We start from the raw sequence: 18,531 nt of genomic DNA, 5'->3' as shown, positions 1-18,531 counted from the left end.
ACCGCGGACAGCCATCACTGATCCGCGGTTCTTTCCCTGCCTGGAATCATGGTATAGAATCATAGCGGATTTTGAAAGAAACAAATATTTTCCTCAACCTTGCACCTCTCCCCGACCACAGGACGGACATGCCCTACACCCCCATCATCGGCACCCTTGGCTACATTCTTTCTCCGGACCGGACCCAAACCCTTCTTGTCCACCGCAATGCCCGCCCAACTGATGCCCATTTGGGCAAATACAACGGCCTGGGCGGCAAAATGCGGCCCGACGAGGATGTCCTCACCTGCATCACGAGAGAGATCAAGGAAGAAGCCGGGATCGACTGCGAGGAAATCCTGTTGCGCGGGACCATCAACTGGCCCGGCTTCGGACCGCACGGGGAAGATTGGCTGGGATTTATCTTCCGGATCGACCGCTTCCACGGCACCCCCTTCCCGGAAAATGAAGAAGGGGCGCTTGCCTGGCACCCCATCGATCATCTGCATCTCCTGCCGATGTGGGAAGGAGACCGGTATTTTCTACCCCTGGTGTTTGATTCCGACCCCCGCATCTTTCATGGCCACCTTCCATATAAAAACGGCCGGCCGCTGAGCTGGAACTTCACCAGGGTCTGACGGTATCGCTCCCGGACCGGGAGCAGTCTGAGCTTATCAGCCACAGCTTTTGTTGGAGCGGGGATCCCAAGTGTCATATGCCTTGCTGTACAGGTAATCGTTGATAGCCAACAACTCTTTCTGCGATAACTTGGCCCAAGAGCCATCCTTGGCGCATTGCACATTTTTCTTGTAAAAAACCGTATTCCATCCCCGCATGGTCCTGGAATCAGTATCCAGGAACCTGGCGCCCTTGTCATTGCCCCTAAAATGGCAACTCTTGCAGTTGCTTTGATAGAGCTTATACCCTTCCCAGGTGTTCTTGAACTCCATGGCCCGGCTGGACTGGGTCACAGGGTCAAAACGGTAGGTTGTTTCTCCGGCAAAAACCACTCCCTGCGACAACAACACCAGGCATACCGCCATCGTCGCCATGACCACGCTCTTTCGCTGCTGCATCCCACCACCTCCTGCGTTTGGCTTGAAACAACCCGGACAACACGCGATGCCATGTATTCATCGCCCTGCCCCTTGATCAACCATTATCTTGAATGGCCGACCACATACCATGCAAAAAATTATACCGCAATGTGGCACAATCCGCTAAAAAATATTTTTCCGCCCGCCACCTCTTTGCCACTGCCTTTCCCCTTTTACAGCTTCCGTGAGCTAAAAATCCCATTAACCCGCTGATAAAACACGACAAAGATATTGTTTTTGCCTTGTTTTTCATGTTTATAGTAAATGAATCATATCTGTCCTCTTCCAGACCACGAAACACAAGGCCGATATCCATGCCGCCACGCACAGGCTCGATGCATTGATGCTCACCCGACTCATGCTGGGGCTTTGCCTCCAGGGCTTCGCTTTTTTCTGCCTTTTGGCATCCCCGGCAACTGTTTGGGCCATGCCTGCTCCGGTGGTTATCACTCCGGAACACGGCTCGTACTTCCTGGCGAAACATCTCGAACTCCTGGAAGATCCCACCACACATCTCACCATCACCGACATTATCTCCCGGCAAAACGAACCCCGTTTCACCCCATCTTCCACCGAAACCCCCAGCTTCGGCTTTACCACTTCCGCGGTCTGGGCTCGTTTTACCGTAAAAAACAGCCTGCCCCGCACGGTGGAGTATTTTCTCGAAATAAAATACCCCCTGCTTGACCAGATAGATTTGTATATCCCCTCCGGACCGGAGACCTTCACCGTTTTTAAGGCAGGCGACAGCTTGCCCTTCAAAGACAGGGCCATCCAACACAAAAATACCATCTTCCCGGTCATGCTGGCTTCCGGCGAAGAGAAAACCCTGTACCTGCGCTGTGAAACGACAAGCTCCCTGAATTTGCCCATCGTACTGCATTCCCCAGCCTGCCTGGCCGAGGAAATCACCAGGGAACAGACGCTGCTGGGCATCTATTACGGCATCCTGCTGGTCATGATGATCTACAACTTTTTCATCTATCTCGGCCTCAAGGACAGCACCTATCTCTACTACGTTCTTTTTGTCTTCACCTACATGCTCTTCCAGTTGAGCGTCAACGGCATGGCTTTTCAGTATTTCTGGCCCAATCGGATCTGGTGGGCCAACAACTGCACACCCTTGTTTATTTTTCTCGCCTATATCTTCGCCACCCAGTTCACCAGAAACATTCTCGACACGGCAAAAAACGTCCCCCGGATTGACGCCATTCTCCGGGCAGGTCTCGTTCTTTCCGCGCTCGGCAGCGTTCTTACCCTTTTTGTCGGCTACAATCTGAGCATCCGTTTGGCGACGCTGATGAGCCTGACCGTGGTTGCCCTGATCGTTGCCGGATTTACCTGCATGATCAAAGGCTACCGTCCGGCCCGCTATTATTTTCTGGCCTGGTCCGTTTCCATGCTGGGGGTAACGGTGTATGCCCTGAAAACCTTCGGCATCCTGCCCCACATCTTCATTACCCACTGGGGAATCCAGCTCGGCTCGGCCTGGGAGGTCATCCTGTTGTCCATGGGGCTTGCCGACCGATTCCAGCTCATGAAACAGGAAAAGGAGCAGATGCAGACCGTTTACGCCCGGGAGCTTGAGGAAGCCCACGGCGAGCTGGAAAAATCCTTCCGGGATATGGAACAGTTCAAAAACTCCCTGGAGACTCTGCTTGAAGCGCGAACAGCAGACCTGAGCCGGGTCAACGAAAACCTCGCCAGAGAGGCCGAGGACCGGCAAAAAGCCGAAGCCCGGGCGGAAGCGGCCAGCAAGGCAAAGTCCCAGTTCCTTGCCTCCATGAGCCACGAAATCCGCACCCCGATGAACGCCATCCTCGGCATGGCAAACATGGCGTCAAAATTAGCCGAAACAGAAAAACTCCGGCAATACCTCGCCGTTATCCAGGACTCGGGAAAAACGCTGCTTGCCCTGATCAACGACATCCTTGATTTCTCGAAAATAGAAGCGGGGCGCCTTGACCTTGAGTGCGCCAATTTCGACCTGCGGGAAACCTTGGAGAGTCTTGCGGATCTATTCGGCAAGCAGGCCGCGGACAAAGGCCTTGAATTGCTCATCAACGTGCGCGGCAACACCCCCTGCGCCTTGAAGGGCGACGCCCTCCGCCTGCGGCAGATTCTGATCAACCTTGTCAACAACGCCATCAAGTTCACCCAAACAGGCGAGGTCGCCGTCACGGCCCACGGCGAAAGACTGACCGATAATGCGGCAATCCTCTCCTTTTCCGTCCGGGATACAGGCAGCGGCATCAACCATGCCCAAATCAGACAACTCTTCAGCGAATACACCCAGGCAGACAGCTCAACCTCCAGACTGTATGGAGGAACCGGGCTTGGCCTTGCCATCAGCAAACAACTGGTCACCCTCATGGGGGGCGAAATCAGCGCCGAAAGCGAGCCGGGCAGAGGAAGCACCTTCCGTTTTACCGTCAGCGTAGAGCTTCAACCCCAAGAGGCCCAGCACGCCCTTGTCCTTCCCACCTCGATTTCCGGAGCCAGGGTTCTGGTGGCGACACGCCACCCGGCCTTGCGGGAAACCTTGCTGGAGATGCTCGCGGGTTTTGCTTGCAGGCCGGAAATCCTCCAGCCCTTTGCCGCAGGCGCTATCACCCAAAACACCTCGGAACACGCACTCTTTGTTCTCGACAGCTCCCTGCCCGAACTCGATCTCCCGCATTTTCTGGCAAACCGGGCGGCCAGCCACCCGGACGAGTCCCTGACTCCGGCCATAATTCTCACCCAACCCGATTCCGGGCCACCCCTTGAAAACCTCCAGGGGTGCCCCCGGGTTGTCGTCCTGACCAAGCCGCTTAAGCAATCCTATCTGTTCGAAGCAATCGTCACCTGTCTCGAAACGGCAGATGCCACACCGGCCTGCACCTCTCTCCCGCCTCGGGAAAACGACAAAAAACAATTCACGACCCTGAAGGGAAAACAGGTGCTTGTGGTCGAGGACGACCCGGTAAACCAGATGGTGACAAGTCAACTCTTGACAAGAGCCGGCATTCTGGTTGATATAGCGGGCAACGGTCATGAGGCGCTGGCGGCCCTGCAAGAAAAAACCTATGATGCGGTGTTGATGGATGTCATCATGCCGAAAATGGACGGATTGACCACCACCAAGGCCATCCGCCAGAGCCTGGGGCTCGATCTGCCCATCATCGCCCTCACCGCCAACGCCATTAAGGGCGACCGGGAAAAATGCCTTGCAGCCGGCATGGACGCGTATCTGACCAAACCCGTGGAAATACAAAGCATGTACCAGATTCTGGAAAAATTTACCGCCGTGCGCCCATGATCGCCACCGCCATAACGACACTGAATCTGCTGCTGGAGGAAAGTTCCCTCTCCTTCAAAAACCTGCCCGCAACAGGCCTCGCCTTTCAGCCGCCCTTGCACTACGGGGAGTTCCGCCAAAAAGCCCTGGAAATCGCGGCCCTGCTCAAGGAACAAGGCATCAAAAAAGGCGACCGGGTGGCGATTCTCGCCGACAATTCCCCCCAGTGGGGCATGGCGTATTTCGGCATTGTCCGGCTTGGGGCGATCGCGGTTCCGATCCTTCCTGATTTTCCGGAGGCCGACGTCAAGCACATTTTGAAGGAAGCCGGAGCAAGCATTCTCTTCACCACCCAGCGCCAGCTTGAAAAGCTCTACGAGCTTCCGGGCAACACACTCAAGGTTGTGATCACCCTGGATGACGCCATCGACCCGAACAACCTCTTGACCACCCTGCCCTTCAGCCGTTTTCTCCTTACCGCCAGGGATCTTCCGGAAAAGAAAAAAGCCATCGCCGCGGATCTGGCCGGTCCGGACGACACCGCCTCGATCATCTATACCTCCGGCACCTCCGGCCATGCCAAGGCGGTGATGCTGAGCCATAAAAACTTCATCAGCAATGTTCGCTCCACCCTGTCCATCTTTCCCGATGAACCGGTGCAGGGCTGGACCTTTCTTTCGATTCTGCCCATGTCCCATGCCTATGAATTCACCATCAGCTTCCTGGTGCCGCTGGCCACGGGCTCCCGCATCGTCTATGCAGGCAAGACCCCGACGCCCACTGTTCTTGAACGGATCTGCAAACACGAACACCCCTCCATCATGTGCATGGTGCCCATGGTCATGGAGAAGATTTACAAAAAAAAGGTGCTGCCGGTCATCAGCGCCAATGTTTTCATGCGGGCAGCCATGAAGCTGCCCCTCGTCCGCCGCAAGATCCTGCAAAAAATCGGTCGGAAACTGCAACTATTTTTCGGAGGCACGCTGAAGTTTGTCGCCATCGGCGGCGCATCGCTCAACATCGAAGTGGAACAATTCCTGGCCGAAGCCGACTTTCCATATATTGTCGGCTACGGCTTGACCGAAGCCTCCCCCCTGGTCAGCGCCGGGCCATACGGCGATTCGAGCATCGCCCTGGGTTCGGCAGGAAAACCGGTGCAGAATGTGGAGGTCCGGATCAGCAAAGCAAACTCTGAAACGGGCCTGGGTGAAATCCTGGTCCGGGGCCCCAATGTGATGCAAGGGTATCGCGCCAATCTTGAGGCGACAAGGGAAGTCCTTGCTCCCGACGGCTGGCTTTCCACCGGCGATCTCGGCTATCTCGACCCGCAGGGCAATCTCTTTATCAAGGGCCGTTCCAAAAGCGTGATCGTCCTTTCCCACGGCGAGAACATCTATCCTGAAGCGATCGAGGAGAAGATCAACGCCTTCCAGCATGTGGTGGAATCGTTGGTGCGCGAACGCGACAACCGATTGGAAGCCCTGGTCTATCTCGATTACGAGCTGATCGATGCCGAAACCCGAGGCAAGGACCAGGCCCGACAGAGGGACCATATCGCCGGGATTCTGGCTGAAATCAAAAAACAGGTGAACCAGCAACTGCCCCCGTATGGGCAGCTTACCCAGGCAAGCGAACACCGCGAGCCGTTCACCAAAACCGCGACCCATAAAATAAAGCGCTATCTGTACACCAGTTCCGCCTGCTCTGATATGAACGGAAAAAAAGGAGAGAGGAGATGAAAAAAAGAATCGCTGTTGTCGCCCTGGCCGGAATACTGGCCGCCGGCCCCGCCTTTGCCTCGGGCTATCGCATCCCGGAGCAATCCACAAACTCAGTGGCGCTCAGTAACGCCTATGTGGCCAACACTCCGGGCGCAGACGCCAGTTATTACAACCCGGCCAACATGAGCTGGCTGGAGGAGGGCTGGCATTCCGAGTTCAGCCTCACCTACATTAATCTGGCGAGCATTGAGTATACCGACAACAACTCCTCCGCCAGAAGCGGCGGCTCCAGAACAGAAAATTTTGCCCTCCCCGAGTTTCACCTTGTCTCGCCCCAGTACAACAACTTTCGCTTCGGCCTTTCGCTGGTCTATCCCTACGGCCTGTCCAAACGATGGGAGGCCTCGTATCCTCGCATGACCTCGGAAGAATTCACTCTGAAAACCTATGAGCTCAACCCCAATCTTTCGTATCAGGTAACCGACACCTTTTCCGTTGCCGCAGGAGTGCGGGCAATTTACAGCGAAGGCAAGGTAAAAAGCACCGATACCCTCGGCACCCTCGGCCTGGCGCGACGGGATCTCGAAGGCTCCGCCACGGACTACGGGTACAACCTCGCCGCCACCTATAAGCCGGTCAGCAACCTCTCGCTTGCCGCAACCTACCGCTCCAAGGTCGACTTGGAGATTGAGGGAGACGCAACGCTTGGCATTGGCGGCGCCACTGTTTACAACAACCGGTACGCAGAGGTCATGGTGCCTGCCCCGGCGGTGCTCACCTTGGCCGCTGCCTACACCTTTGCTGCGACCACGGTGGAGTTCACCTATGACAAGACCTACTGGAGCGCCTACGACAAGCTGGATTTCAATTACGATGTTTCACTGCTGACCATCAACCCCACCCTCTACGCCCTTTTCGATGCCCCTGGCGCAAAAAACTGGAGCAACACCGATGCCTTCCGCATTGGCCTAACCCACAAGCTGAACACCCATTGGACCGTCATGGCCGGATTCGCCATCGATAAAAACCCGGTCCCGGACCAAACCCTGGGATTTGAGCTGCCGGATTCCGACGCCAAAATATATTCCATCGGCGCGCGATACCAGATCACCGACACACTTCAAGTTGGCGCGGCCTATCTCTACGACGACAAAGAAAGCAGAACCGTTGCCAGTTCCGCTCCTAAACCAAACGGCACCTTCGACAATTCCGCGGCCCATCTCCTCAACATCGGGCTGCAATACCGCTTTTAATATGACACACAAACATGATTGAAACCACGGCGGAGTCCGCCTCCAATTATCCCCCGGATGTCCATTGCCTGAAGCTGGGCAACCGGGAAATCTTCCTCATCGGCACGGCCCATATCTCCAAGGAGTCCGTGGATCTGGTGCGCCAGGTCATTGCCAAGGAAAGGCCGGACTGCGTCTGCGTGGAGCTTGACGAAAAACGCTACGAGGCCCTTGCCAAGCGCAAGACCTGGGAGCTTCTCGACCTGCGGGAAATCATCCGCAAGAAACAGCTCTCCACCCTGCTGATCAACATGGTTCTTGCCTCGTATCAAAAACGCCTCGGCGACCAGATGGGGGTCAAGCCGGGCACCGAACTGCTGGAAGCGGTACAGGAGGCGGAGAAATACGGAATTCCCGTGGCGCTCTGCGATCGGGATGTGCGGGTCACCCTGCGCCGGGCCTGGCAATCCACCTCGTTTTGGCGCAAAAATTATCTGCTGGCCAGCATTCTCACCAGCATGTTCGAGGAAACAGAGATCACCGAGGACAAGCTGCGGGAATTGAAGGAGAGCGATGTTCTCTCCGAGCTGCTCAGTGAACTGGGCCAGGCCATGCCCGAGCTCAAGCAGGTGCTCATCGACGAGCGGGACACCTTTCTGGCGGAAAAGATCAAGGGGGCCGAAGGCAAGAGGCTGGTGGCCGTGGTGGGGGCCGGGCATGTGGCCGGGATCAAAACGGCCCTTGGCGAAGACCGCAGCGGCCAGATGGAAGGGATCAACATAATTCCACCGGTTTCCCCGGTCTGGAAGGTTGTCGGTTGGGCTATCCCCGCCATCATCGTGCTGGCTCTGGTTGCGATCGCCGTCACCAAGGGCGCGGAGGTGGCCGGCGACAATGTGCTGTTCTGGATTCTGGCCACCGGCCTTCCCGCCGCTTTCGGGGCCATCCTGGCGCTAGCCCATCCCTTTACCATCCTCGGCGCCTTTGTCGGAGCGCCCATCACCACCCTGCTGCCCGTGCTCGGCGTCGGACATCTCACGGCATTCATTCAGGTCATGGCCCAACCGCCGCTGGTGATTGAGTTTGAAACCGTCCTTCAGGACATGGCAAGCGTCCGCGGCTGGTGGCGCAACCGGTTGTTGCGGCTTTTTCTGGCCTTTATGCTGCCGAGCATGGGGGCTGTGGCCGGCATGTGGGTCGGCGGCTCCAGAATCATCTCAAACCTCTTTTAGGCTCCGTTACGAAACGACCTCGCCACTCGTGAGCATTTCGTTGCGGCTTCGCATGCCGTCTCTGATATCCGGACGACGACAGCACCTTAAATACAACGGCTTTAGGCAAAAAACATGAACAAAAAATTGTATCTTGCGGGCAAAGAGGCCCGCCACCTGCGCGGTCTGGGACACCACCTTTCCCCTCTGGTCATGATCGGCAAGGATGGCGTTACCGACAATCTCACTGCCGCGCTGGAAGCAGTGCTTACCGCACACGAGCTGGTCAAGGTCAAGATCCAGGACGGTTGCCCTTTTGCCCGGGAAGAAGCCGCCGAGCTGCTGGCCCAAAAAACCAAAAGCCGGATCGCCCAGATCATCGGCAAAACCTTCCTGCTCTTCCGCGAAAACAAGGAGCAGAAAGAAGACAAGAAAATCAAGCTGCCGAAGGGCAAATAGCTGTCGCCTCAGACCCGGCCATGCGCGATTATCTTGACCTGCTGAAAACCGCCGACAAAGACGCCATCCGCGCCCGGCGGACAGAGACGGCCGCTCGGCTGGCCCAGCCCAAAAAAGGCTTTTTGCGCTTCCGCGAGCCCTATGAGGCCTTGCATCACCTGCAGGCACGATTCACCGATTTCAGCAAGGATGCGGTGACCATTGGCCGGGCCGATGAGTTGGGCGAAACGGACCTGTGCCTGGTGCGGGAGACCATGCGGGCCTTCATGCCTTGGCGCAAGGGACCATTCGATGTGTTCGGGGTTGAAATCGATGCCGAGTGGCAAAGCTGGCGCAAGTGGAATCGGCTGCTGCCCGCCCTGCCCGACCTCACCGGCAAGGTGGTGGCCGATATCGGCTGCAACAACGGCTACTACATGTTTCGCATGCTGGAGCATAAGCCGCGCTACGTTATCGGGCTGGAGCCCTTTCTCCAGCATTATTACTGCTTCAAGACCCTCCGCCGGATGGCCGGGGCCGACGAGCTGTTCATCGAGTTGATGGGAGTGGAGGACATCCCCCTCTTCCCCACCTGTTTTGATGTGGTGTTTCTGATGGGCATCATCTACCACCGCATCTCGCCGGTGGAGATGCTGCGGGAAATCCGGGCAGCCATGCGCCCCGGCGGGGTTTTAATTTTAGAGTCCCAGGCCATCCCCGGCGAGGAACCGGTGGCCCTTTTTCCCGAGGAGCGTTATGCTAAGGTGCCAGGCACCTATTTCGTGCCCACGGCCAGTTGCTTGCGCAACTGGCTCATCCGCACCGGCTATACCGAGGTGGAAATCTTTTGCAGCCACCCCATGAGCAGCGAAGAACAACGGAAAACAGCATGGATGACCTTTGAATCCTACGAGGATTTTCTTGACCCCGGCAACCCTACCCTGACCGTGGAAGGCTACCCGGCACCCTTGCGGGTGTATCTTCGGGCGAATAGCCCCTGAATGGTCTGCAGATCAACCCTTTACCCAAAAATGGTGGCGACTTGGCAAAGCCTAACTATCAGTACGAAAAACGGCAGCGAGAACTGGCAAAGAAAAAGAAAAAGGAAGAAAAAAAGCAGAGCCTGTTGGAAAAAAAGGAAATCCCCTCCGAGTCCGAGCCTGATCAACTTTCAGACACGAATACGGATTGAAGCGGTTCTTGGCAGGAGACTGGCCTTTCCGGAACATTGGCGACGCCAATACTGCGCATCTCCCCAAGTTCACGAATTAATTTACGGCCTCCTCCTTGACTTCCTCCAGCGTATCCGCATAATATACGATATACAAGGAGGTCTGCCATGGCCATTACGATCAACAGCAACAGCAGCGCACTGGCCGTTAGCCAACTGGAGCGCAGCCAGAAAAACCTTGCCCCTTCCCTGGAAAAAATCGCTTCCGAACGGCGCACCAGCAAAGGTTCGGATGATGCCGCAGGCATGGTCATCGCCGATAGCCTGACCACGCAGGCACGAGGAACGGGCCAGGCCCTGCGCAGCACCAACGATGCCGTTTCCATGGCTCAGGTGGCGGACAGCGCCTTGGGTCAGTCAACAACCTTGGTGCAGTCCATCCGCAAAAAAGCGATCCAGGCGGCAGCCAGCCAAAGCACGGAGACCCGCCAGGCTCTCCAGAAAGAGATCAACACTTCCTTGGCCCAACTCGACAAAATCGCCGAGGACACTACCTACAACGGGCAGCAGTTGCTTTCCGGCTCTTTTACCGGCAAAGAGATCCAAGTGGGAGCCAACAACGGCGAAACCATGAGGCTGTCCATCCCCTCGGCAAGAACAAACACACTCGGCAGCCCGACCGTGGGCACGCTCTCCGAGGTCACTGTTCTGAGCCAGGAAAGCGCCCAGGATGCCAGCAAGATTGCCGATGCGGCTCTGGCACAGATCAACGCCGCCCGGGCAGACATCGGTTCCACCCAAAAGCAGCTTTCTACGGCGATCAACAATCTGACCACCTCCGGCAGCAACCTGCTGGCCGCCGCCTCAAGCACCGCCGACGTTGATATGGCGGAAGAAACCATCAACTTCACCACCATGAAGGTTCTCACCGAGGCGAAATCCTTTGCCCTGGCCCAGACCAAAAACTTGAACAAACAAAACGTGTTGAGCCTGCTGCAAGGTTGAACCGCGGTCTCCTGCGGCCACATTCTAAACAAAAAAACCGAATCGCTTGATGGCGATTCGGTTTTTTTGTCAACAGCCGGTTTCTTTCTTCCTAGCGCTGATAATCAGTGCCGGGCCGAAAATTAGCCTGCCCCTTTTCAGCGGGAATCCGCCCCCTTTGCAAACGAAAGCGCCTTGGTAGGACAATTCACCACACAGTTCCCGCAGCGCATGCAATCGGCGCTTCTGACATTTCCGATGCTCCGCATGCTGCCGGGGTTGGTCTCAATGGGGCAGACCTTCTCGCACAGGCCGCACTCACGGCATCCGTCTCCAACCTGCAACCGATAGGCTCGCAACCCAAGAAATCCCTGAAAAAGACCCATGGGACAGATGCTGCACCATGATCTCGGTTTCCAGAGCAGACCAAGCCATATGCCCATGCCTGTGGAGATGGTCCACATCATCACGAAAGCAGCCCCGATTTTTTTGGGATCCCCATCGGCCAGGATCAGCCGGGATAAGAGCAAGCCCATCATCAGGACAAAAATAAGCCAGCGAAACCATGGCGCCTTGAAAACCGGCAGCATCTTCTTCTTGCGGCTGAACAATGCGAGCAGCCGCTCGTGAAAAGAACCCATGGCGCAAAACCAGCCGCAATAATAACGGCCGCGAAACAGCGAAAGGATGAGCATGAACAGCAGCATGGCGATGGCGATATAGCCGAGATAGGGCCAAAAATACCCGCCGATCACCACAAGGGGCACGAGGGGCGCAAGCCCGATCTGCCAATATTTACGATTCTTCTTTTCTTTCATCCCCCTCACCTTTCGGACCGCAAAACGCTTGTTTTCATCACGTTACCCACCGAAGGCTCCCCTACAATGCCACCAACACAAAAAGATTAAGAATATAATTAATAAATTTATTTACTAAATAAGAAAAACCTTAACCTTTGTCAAGCTGAAATATCCTCTCTCCATCGCCCGAAAACTCCCGGACACCAACAAGAGTGGAGGCGGTACGCTCTGTTGGCACGAAACACATCATGGCACCAGCGTACCAGAAAAACGCACACCGAAGAGAGGCAAGTTTTTTTGCTGTGCCCAACACAACCGGGAAGAAATTTGCAGAACAACAGAGAGGGGGGGGCATGACGCCAACGGATTCGGCTGATTGACTCACGCTCCGGGTTTCAACCCGGCCTCAAGCCGCAGAAGCATCTGAGCGAGTTTTTGGTTATCCGTGACCTGTTCGACCATATTCGCTTTGAAATTTTCCCTGGCAAAATGGGCAGCGGTCCTGCCGTCTTCCGAAACAAGTCGAGGATCAGCCCCCCGGTCAAGGAGCAGATGAACCACCTCGATTCGCCCATTTTTTGCCGCAGCCATGAGGGGAGTGAGCCTGCTTTTTCCCACCCGGCAGTTCGGATCCGCCTTGTAATCAAGAAGCAAGGCGGCGATCCGTGCATCCTCCTTGTGCGCAGCCAGCCAGAGGGGGGTTCTGCCGTCATGGTCGGCGACATTCGGTTGGGCGCCGAATGCCAACAGTTTGGAAACAATGGCCGGATTGCCGGGAGCAATGGCGCAGTGCAGGGCGGTGGTGCCGTCATCCGTGGCGGAATTGACCGCTTCGACGCTGGCTTTGACCAGAACATGATCGACCCCGTCCACAAACCCCTGGGCAACGGCCTGCATGAGAATGGTCTTGCCGGTTCCATCGACCACAAAAAAATCATCCCGGCGCCGGAACCTTGTAAAAATCCCGGGCTTGCCGTCATCCTCCTCCTCACGCAAAGCAAGGGATCGGCTCACCCGGATCAAAAAAAAGCTGATGATTACCACAAGGGCAAAAAGAGCGAAGATGGCGGTATATCCATCGGGCATGGCTTGCAACTCCCTCTTTCTCCATGATCGGGGCACGGAAAAAAACCTGTCACCGGCACGGGTGACGCACTGCTGTTTGCGTGCGCAGCTTCGACGTTTTCACAAAAAGCACGGTGAGCTTATCCTATATACCATAGCATCGAAAGCTACGAGGACAAAGGGCAAAGCCCGCCAGGCGGGAAAGGATATTTTTTTATTGCTCTTTTGGTGACAATGGCCGATAGTGCCGTTTGCTGAAAATAAAGGAATAAACGGTATGAATTCCCCCCCCGATGAAATCCCCGGCAAAAAATTAACCGCGCTGTCGCTTGCGGCCCTGGGCGTTGTTTTTGGCGACATCGGCACCAGCCCTCTGTACGCCATGCGGGAGTGTTTCCACGGCCAATACGCCATCACGGCTTCCGCCGGCAATATCCTCGGCGTATTGTCCCTCATCTTCTGGGCTCTGCTGCTCATTGTCAGCATCAAATATCTCGGTTTCATCCTCCGGGCCGATAACGAAGGCGAAGGCGGGGTTCTGGCCCTGACCGCCCTGATCAAACCGAAAAACATCAAGCCCCGCACCCCCCAATGGGCCCTGGTGGGGCTGGGCGTTTTTGCCGCCTGCCTGATGTACGGCGATGGCATGATCACCCCGGCCATCTCGGTGCTGAGCGCCGTAGAAGGGGTAAAGAACATCACCCCGCTGCTCGAAGCCTACATCATCCCGACCACCATCATCATCCTCGGCGGGCTGTTTCTGCTGCAAAAGCGGGGCACCGCCAGGGTGGGCCGCCTGTTCGGGCCGATCATGCTCCTCTGGTTCTGCACCCTTGCCGGCCTCGGCATTGCCCAGATCGTCAACTACCCCGAGGTTCTGGCCGCAGTGTTTCCCTGGCACGGGATCAGTTTTCTACTCGAAAACAGGCTGCACGGCTTCATCGTCTTGGGCGCGGTCTTCCTGGCGGTTACCGGGGCCGAGGCGATCTATGCCGACATGGGCCATTTCGGCAAACGGCCCATCCAACTGGTCTGGTTCCTGGTCGCCTTTCCGGCCCTGGTCCTGAACTATTTCGGTCAGGGCGCCCTCCTGCTTGTCCGGCCGGAAGAAGCGTACCATCCCTTCTACGCCCTGGTTCCGGACTGGGCCATGATCCCCATGGTGATCCTGGCCACGTGCGCCACGATCATCGCCTCCCAAGCCGTGATCACCGGCTCCTTTTCCCTCACCCGCCAGGCGATTCAACTGGGATACCTTCCCCGGCTGCGGGTCACCCACACCTCGTCCTCGCACATGGGGCAGATCTATGTGGGACCGGTGAACTGGGCCCTGATGCTCTGCACCATCGGCCTGGTCCTGGGCTTTCAATCCTCAAGCAAGCTGGCCGCCGCCTATGGCGTGGCAGTGAGCGCCACCATGCTGATCACCACCACCCTCTTTTTTGTGGTGGCCAGCAAGCGCTGGAGTTGGAGCCGGCTGACCGCCGGATTGCTCACCGCCCTTTTCTTTGCCGTGGACCTTCCCTTTTTCGCAGCGAACATGAGCAAACTCTTCCATGGCGCCTGGTTTGCCCTTGCCATTGGCGGATTCTTTTTCCTCATCATGCTGACCTGGGAGCAAGGCCGAGAGATCCTTGGCAACAAGATGCGGAGCCTGACCCCGAGACTGGAAACATTCAAGAAAATGCTGGCAGCCAACCCGCCGCAGCGAATCAGCGGCCAAGCCGTGTTCCTGACCCGGGGGCATGACATTGTGCCCGCCGCGCTGATGCACAACCTGAAACACAACAAGATCCTGCACTCGGAGGTTATTTTTCTCAACATCCGCACCGAGGAAATACCCAGGGTGCCGAACTTCGAAAAAATCGAGGCCGAAAAACTGGGCGCTGGCCTTTACCGCATCATTGCCCACTACGGTTTCATGGAAGAGCCGAACATTGACACCATTTTCGCCCTGTCCCGCAGCAAGGGGGTGAACCTGGAGATGAAAGAAGCCAGCTTTTTCCTGGGGAGGGAAAAACTCTCCATCAGCGAACACCCGGAAATGTGGCGCTGGCGCTCGCACCTTTTCCTCTTCCTGGCGCGCAACGCCATGGATGCCGCGGCATTTTTCGACATCCCCTCGGACCAGGTCATTGAGGTCGGCGTTCAGCTAGAGCTGTAACCTCACCGGCTTGCTGCGGCAACATTTCCTCCTCCGTTCAACCACCCAGTTGGTCAAGTCTGCGGTTCCGGAAGTACAGGAGAATATCTCCAAACACCATGATTCCGTTCAGGATATACAACCCTATCACCACATCGGGGCTGAAAAATATTTTATGCAGAATGCCGGAGACATATCCCAGAAAAACCACCCCCAGGAAAAAAAGGCTCTTGCCGGCATTGGTCCGGGAGCGGTACGAGCGGCAGAGGGAAAAAGGCCAGGCCGCCCCAAAGCACACCAACATGACAATCTCAAAAATACTCATAGTTCTTCCAATCGCCTGTCTGCATGATTGTTTTTTCCTTCACCGGGAACACTACAGGGACTCAAACGTGCCGCAGCACCCGTAGCGCACGCATCCATTTTTTTGTGCAAGACCATCCATCTTGCATCGGCTGAAAAAGCACGGTACTATTTCAGGACAAGAGGGCGGGCAATGACGCAAATCGCGCCACCGTGCGCCTAACCCGGCGTTAACGAGCCGTTTTCCCTCTCAACAGAGAACGTTCCCATGGCAAAAAAAACTTTTCACCTCGCACTGATCATCTGTACAGGCCTGCTTCTGATTTTTACTCCTGCTCACCAGGCCCTTGCCCTGACCAAAAAAGTCATATTCCGGGGAGGACCGGCTGGCGGAACCTTTCAACGGGTGGCAGACGCCATCGAATCCTACCCAGGGGTCAAAGGCATATCGACCGTGAGCGTCACGGCCCAGCCGTCCGCCGGCTCCATGGAAAACCTCGCGGAAGTCCATGCCGGCCAAGCCGATTTCGGCCTGGTCTACTCCGGCCATGCCTATCTCGGCCGCAACGGCCTGCTGCAAGACGACGGCAAGCGCTATGACAAGGTTCTGGCCGTGGCCTCCCTCTATGGCGCGCCGGCTCAGCTCGTGGTCCGCAAAGGTTCCGGCATACGCAGGGTCAAGGATCTCAAGGGTAAAAGGGTGGGGGTCGGCAGCCCCGGTTCAGGAGCCTTTGCCAATTGCGAGCTTTTCTTCAGACACCTGGGAATCTGGGACGCCATCATCCCCAGCCATATCGGCTACAATGAGGTTGCCATAGCCTTTGCCAATAAACAGCTCGATGCGTTCTGGCTGTTTACCGCTTTCCCGAGCAGCGCCGTCACCTTGGCCGCTCGCACCGGCAAGATCGACCTTCTCAATCTCGATGCCGAAGCCAGGGCCAGCGGCTTTTACAAAAAATACCCCTACTTCACCGCCCGCACCGTACCCAAGGGAACCTATAGAGGGGTAAGCCACAACACCCCGTCCTTCCAGGATTCCACCCTCTGGGTGGCCAATGCCGAGGTGCCGGACGAAGTGGTCTACCGCCTGCTCTCCAACATCTACAACAAAAAGGGGTTGCGCCACATGGGGAAATACAGCCCCGCCCTGAAAAGCATGACCCTGCGTTCCGGAGCCAAGGGGATCATCATCCCCATGCATCCAGGCGCCATCAAATTCTGGAAGGAAAAAGGGTACCTCTGAGCGTGCGCTCCCGAATCACCGGGGCACAAGGGGGAGATATCCGGGCTGCCAGCCCATCATCTCCACCAGACGCTGCAACCGTTCCCGCTTGTAATCATGCTGATAGGTGCTGTACACGCAGGGGCGGGCCACTCCCCGGTTGATGGCCGCCTCGCCCACGGCCAGGGCCACGGCGAGGCTCACTTCGCGCAGCATGGCCACCGAGGGGAGCAGGATGCCCTTTTTGAGATCCGCGGCCGACACCTGTCCGGCCACCGCCTGGGCCGCGGCGGTAAAAAACTGGGGCAGCACCTCCTGCGCTCCCGAGGCCAAGACTCCCAGACCCACCCCGGGAAAGATAAACACATTGTTGCACTGCCCCACCCTGACCGGCAACCCTCCGGCGACCACCGGCTCAAAGGGACTGCCCGTGGCGACCAAAGCACTGCCGGAGGTCCACTTATGGATGTCGGCGGGATGCGCCTCCGCCTGGGCTGTTGGATTGCTGAGCGGCAGAATGACGGGCCGCCGGGCATTGCCCTGCATGGCCTGAACAATATACCTGCTGAAGGCGCCAGGCTGGCCCGAGGTGCCGATCAGCACCGTAACCCGCGCCTTCTGGATCACGTTCAACAGATTGCCGTCCGTTTTGGCGAGGTACCAATCCAGCGCGGCCGGATCCTTGGCAAACTTCTGTTTGTATGGTTCAAGCTCCCGCTCCGTGGTGACCAGTCCCTTGCTGTCCACGGTGAAAATCCTGGCCCTCGCCTCTTCCCGGCCGAGCCCTGCCTCAACAAGCGCGGTCTCGATCTGTTCGGCAATACCGACCCCGCCCGCGCCCGCGCCATACACCAGATAGACCTGTTTGGTGAGCGGTTCCTTCTTGATGTGCATGGCGTTGAGCAAGGCCGCCAGGGTTACGGCCCCGGTGCCCTGGATATCGTCATTAAACGAGACCAGATCATGCAGATAGGTGTCGCGGATGGCAAAGGCCTTCTGCTTGGAAAAATCCTCCCACTGGCAGAGGGCATGGGGGAATACCGCCTTGAAGGCCTTGGCAAAGCTTCGGACAAAAGCGAGATACTCCTCCCCCACCAAACGGGGATGCCACCAGCCGAGATAGTTCGGATCGTTCAAGAGCGCGGCGTTGTCCGTGCCCACATCAAGGGAAATAGGCAGACAATGCCAGGGGGCAACTCCGGCTCCCTGGGTGTAGAGCATGAGCTTGCCGAGACAGATGGAGATCCCGCCCACCCCCTGATCGCCGATGCCGAGAATGCCCTGATTGTCGGTGACAACCGCCACCCGGATCTGCCGGGATTTGAAGCGGCGCAGGATTTCCTCGGCCCGGTCGATGTTGCCGGGGAAAAAATGCAGCCCGTTTGCCTTGCGAAACATGGAAGAATACTGCTTGCAGGCCTCGCCCACGGTGGGCGTGTAGATTATCGGCATGAACCGCTCGATATCGCTGGCGATAACGGCATGGGCCAGGGTCACATTCCGGTCGTAGAGGGAGCGCAGATAGACAAACTGCTCCAGATCACCGGTTTTCCGCGCAAGCGTTTCCAGACAATTGTCCACCTGCTGCTCCAGGGTGCGGACGCTGGGCGGCAGGGTCCCTTCCAACTGAAGCTGCTCCCGCTCATCCCGGGTAAAGGCGGTGCCCTTGTTGGTGAACTGGTTGTCATACACTCCGAGCCAGCGGCTGAAGACTTCGATCGCCTTGGTGTTGCCATAGGGATCGTACTGAAAACGGAAGCTGTTTTGCGGCATGGATGCGCTACCTGAGCTGAGATTGGAACACAGTACAGTCAAGAAACATGATCATCTTTTTCCGGCGCCAAAACTAACCCAATTTCATACCATTTTCGCCTCCACCCTGACC

16 protein-coding genes are annotated in these 18,531 nt (G+C 56.8%); 10 read left to right on the top strand and 6 right to left on the bottom strand.

Annotated features, from left to right (window positions below; translation table 11 throughout):
* The first annotated feature begins 128 nt into the window (after window positions 1-128).
* Window positions 129-617 carry an NUDIX hydrolase gene (locus tag MWR57_RS04775; protein WP_423123653.1) on the top strand — a complete coding sequence of 163 codons (489 nt, stop codon included), beginning with the start codon at window positions 129-131 and terminating at the stop codon, window positions 615-617.
* A 36-nt stretch (window positions 618-653) separates the two neighbouring features.
* Here MWR57_RS04775 and MWR57_RS04770 read toward each other — a convergent pair whose 3' ends face one another.
* Window positions 654-1,055: a hypothetical protein gene (locus tag MWR57_RS04770; protein WP_423123652.1), complete on the bottom strand. Its 402-nt coding sequence runs from the start codon at window positions 1,053-1,055 to the stop codon at window positions 654-656.
* A 76-nt stretch (window positions 1,056-1,131) separates the two neighbouring features.
* Entirely contained in the window at window positions 1,132-1,392 is a 261-nt protein-coding gene (locus tag MWR57_RS04765; protein WP_423123651.1) for a hypothetical protein, read from the bottom strand.
* A 27-nt stretch (window positions 1,393-1,419) separates the two neighbouring features.
* Between MWR57_RS04765 and MWR57_RS04760 the strand changes: the two genes are divergently transcribed.
* The 7 genes from MWR57_RS04760 (at window position 1,420) to MWR57_RS04730 (ending at window position 11,134) form a co-directional block, all read left to right on the top strand.
* Complete coding sequence (locus MWR57_RS04760; protein WP_423123650.1) at window positions 1,420-4,377, top strand: 7TM diverse intracellular signaling domain-containing protein; 2,958 nt, start codon at window positions 1,420-1,422, stop codon at window positions 4,375-4,377.
* Window positions 4,374-6,095: an AMP-binding protein gene (locus MWR57_RS04755; RefSeq protein ID WP_423123649.1), complete on the top strand. Its 1,722-nt coding sequence runs from the start codon at window positions 4,374-4,376 to the stop codon at window positions 6,093-6,095. Before MWR57_RS04760 ends, MWR57_RS04755 begins: the two co-directional genes overlap by 4 nt.
* The gene (locus tag MWR57_RS04750) at window positions 6,092-7,330 is read left to right on the top strand and encodes an OmpP1/FadL family transporter (RefSeq protein ID WP_423123648.1); all 1,239 of its coding nucleotides are present in this window, start codon (window positions 6,092-6,094) and stop codon (window positions 7,328-7,330) included. The genes MWR57_RS04755 and MWR57_RS04750 overlap by 4 nt, the downstream gene beginning before the upstream one ends.
* Window positions 7,331-7,344: 14 nt before the next feature.
* The gene (locus MWR57_RS04745; RefSeq protein WP_423123647.1) at window positions 7,345-8,541 is read left to right on the top strand and encodes a TraB/GumN family protein; all 1,197 of its coding nucleotides are present in this window, start codon (window positions 7,345-7,347) and stop codon (window positions 8,539-8,541) included.
* A 114-nt stretch (window positions 8,542-8,655) separates the two neighbouring features.
* On the top strand, window positions 8,656-8,979 hold the full coding sequence (yhbY, locus tag MWR57_RS04740; protein ID WP_423123646.1) for a ribosome assembly RNA-binding protein YhbY: 324 nt from the start codon (window positions 8,656-8,658) through the stop codon (window positions 8,977-8,979).
* 20 nt (window positions 8,980-8,999) lie between these two features.
* On the top strand, window positions 9,000-9,959 hold the full coding sequence (cmoB, locus tag MWR57_RS04735; RefSeq protein WP_423123645.1) for a tRNA 5-methoxyuridine(34)/uridine 5-oxyacetic acid(34) synthase CmoB: 960 nt from the start codon (window positions 9,000-9,002) through the stop codon (window positions 9,957-9,959).
* Between the two features lie 338 nt (window positions 9,960-10,297).
* Window positions 10,298-11,134, top strand: coding sequence for a flagellin N-terminal helical domain-containing protein (locus tag MWR57_RS04730; protein WP_423123644.1), 837 nt, complete (start codon window positions 10,298-10,300; stop codon window positions 11,132-11,134).
* Between the two features lie 137 nt (window positions 11,135-11,271).
* Here the strand turns inward: MWR57_RS04730 and MWR57_RS04725 are convergent, their stop codons facing one another.
* Together MWR57_RS04725 and MWR57_RS04720 are read right to left on the bottom strand one after the other, a co-directional pair.
* A complete protein-coding gene (locus MWR57_RS04725; protein ID WP_423123643.1) occupies window positions 11,272-11,931 on the bottom strand; it encodes a 4Fe-4S binding protein in 660 nt (219 codons plus the stop codon).
* Window positions 11,932-12,294: 363 nt separating this feature from the next.
* The gene (locus tag MWR57_RS04720) at window positions 12,295-12,999 is read right to left on the bottom strand and encodes an ankyrin repeat domain-containing protein (RefSeq protein WP_423123642.1); all 705 of its coding nucleotides are present in this window, start codon (window positions 12,997-12,999) and stop codon (window positions 12,295-12,297) included.
* A gap of 256 nt (window positions 13,000-13,255) precedes the next feature.
* On the opposite strand from MWR57_RS04720, the gene MWR57_RS04715 reads away from it, so the two are divergent.
* Entirely contained in the window at window positions 13,256-15,142 is a 1,887-nt protein-coding gene (locus MWR57_RS04715) for a potassium transporter Kup (protein WP_423123641.1), read from the top strand.
* A gap of 37 nt (window positions 15,143-15,179) precedes the next feature.
* Here the strand turns inward: MWR57_RS04715 and MWR57_RS04710 are convergent, their stop codons facing one another.
* On the bottom strand, window positions 15,180-15,446 hold the full coding sequence (locus MWR57_RS04710) for a hypothetical protein (RefSeq protein ID WP_423123640.1): 267 nt from the start codon (window positions 15,444-15,446) through the stop codon (window positions 15,180-15,182).
* Between the two features lie 246 nt (window positions 15,447-15,692).
* Between MWR57_RS04710 and MWR57_RS04705 the strand changes: the two genes are divergently transcribed.
* Window positions 15,693-16,667, top strand: coding sequence for a TAXI family TRAP transporter solute-binding subunit (locus tag MWR57_RS04705; protein ID WP_423123639.1), 975 nt, complete (start codon window positions 15,693-15,695; stop codon window positions 16,665-16,667).
* 15 nt (window positions 16,668-16,682) lie between these two features.
* Here the strand turns inward: MWR57_RS04705 and MWR57_RS04700 are convergent, their stop codons facing one another.
* Entirely contained in the window at window positions 16,683-18,419 is a 1,737-nt protein-coding gene (locus MWR57_RS04700) for an NAD-dependent malic enzyme (protein ID WP_423123638.1), read from the bottom strand.
* Between the last annotated feature and the right edge of the window lie 112 nt (window positions 18,420-18,531).

This window comes from Hydrosulfovibrio ferrireducens, assembly GCF_046883345.1.
Classification (GTDB): domain Bacteria; phylum Desulfobacterota; class Desulfobulbia; order Desulfobulbales; family Desulfurivibrionaceae; genus Thiovibrio; species Thiovibrio ferrireducens.
The sequence above is the reverse complement of the archived record's forward strand: the minus strand, read 5'-3'. Positions and strand labels throughout refer to the sequence as shown.

Bases quoted from the DNA above. Each gene is read 5' to 3' on its own strand.
- MWR57_RS04705 (WP_423123639.1), top strand. From the start codon at position 15,693: ATGGCAAAAAAAACTTTTCACCTCGCACTGATCATCTGTACAGGCCTG.
- MWR57_RS04710 (WP_423123640.1), bottom strand. From the start codon at position 15,446: ATGAGTATTTTTGAGATTGTCATGTTGGTGTGCTTTGGGGCGGCCTGG.
- MWR57_RS04775 (WP_423123653.1), top strand. From the start codon at position 129: ATGCCCTACACCCCCATCATCGGCACCCTTGGCTACATTCTTTCTCCG.
- MWR57_RS04750 (WP_423123648.1), top strand. From the start codon at position 6,092: ATGAAAAAAAGAATCGCTGTTGTCGCCCTGGCCGGAATACTGGCCGCC.
- MWR57_RS04700 (WP_423123638.1), bottom strand. From the start codon at position 18,419: ATGCCGCAAAACAGCTTCCGTTTTCAGTACGATCCCTATGGCAACACC.
- MWR57_RS04715 (WP_423123641.1), top strand. From the start codon at position 13,256: ATGAATTCCCCCCCCGATGAAATCCCCGGCAAAAAATTAACCGCGCTG.
- MWR57_RS04745 (WP_423123647.1), top strand. From the start codon at position 7,345: ATGATTGAAACCACGGCGGAGTCCGCCTCCAATTATCCCCCGGATGTC.
- cmoB (WP_423123645.1), top strand. From the start codon at position 9,000: ATGCGCGATTATCTTGACCTGCTGAAAACCGCCGACAAAGACGCCATC.
- MWR57_RS04765 (WP_423123651.1), bottom strand. From the start codon at position 1,392: ATGGATATCGGCCTTGTGTTTCGTGGTCTGGAAGAGGACAGATATGAT.
- MWR57_RS04730 (WP_423123644.1), top strand. From the start codon at position 10,298: ATGGCCATTACGATCAACAGCAACAGCAGCGCACTGGCCGTTAGCCAA.
- MWR57_RS04755 (WP_423123649.1), top strand. From the start codon at position 4,374: ATGATCGCCACCGCCATAACGACACTGAATCTGCTGCTGGAGGAAAGT.
- MWR57_RS04770 (WP_423123652.1), bottom strand. From the start codon at position 1,055: ATGCAGCAGCGAAAGAGCGTGGTCATGGCGACGATGGCGGTATGCCTG.
- MWR57_RS04760 (WP_423123650.1), top strand. From the start codon at position 1,420: ATGCTCACCCGACTCATGCTGGGGCTTTGCCTCCAGGGCTTCGCTTTT.
- yhbY (WP_423123646.1), top strand. From the start codon at position 8,656: ATGAACAAAAAATTGTATCTTGCGGGCAAAGAGGCCCGCCACCTGCGC.
- MWR57_RS04720 (WP_423123642.1), bottom strand. From the start codon at position 12,999: ATGCCCGATGGATATACCGCCATCTTCGCTCTTTTTGCCCTTGTGGTA.
- MWR57_RS04725 (WP_423123643.1), bottom strand. From the start codon at position 11,931: ATGAAAGAAAAGAAGAATCGTAAATATTGGCAGATCGGGCTTGCGCCC.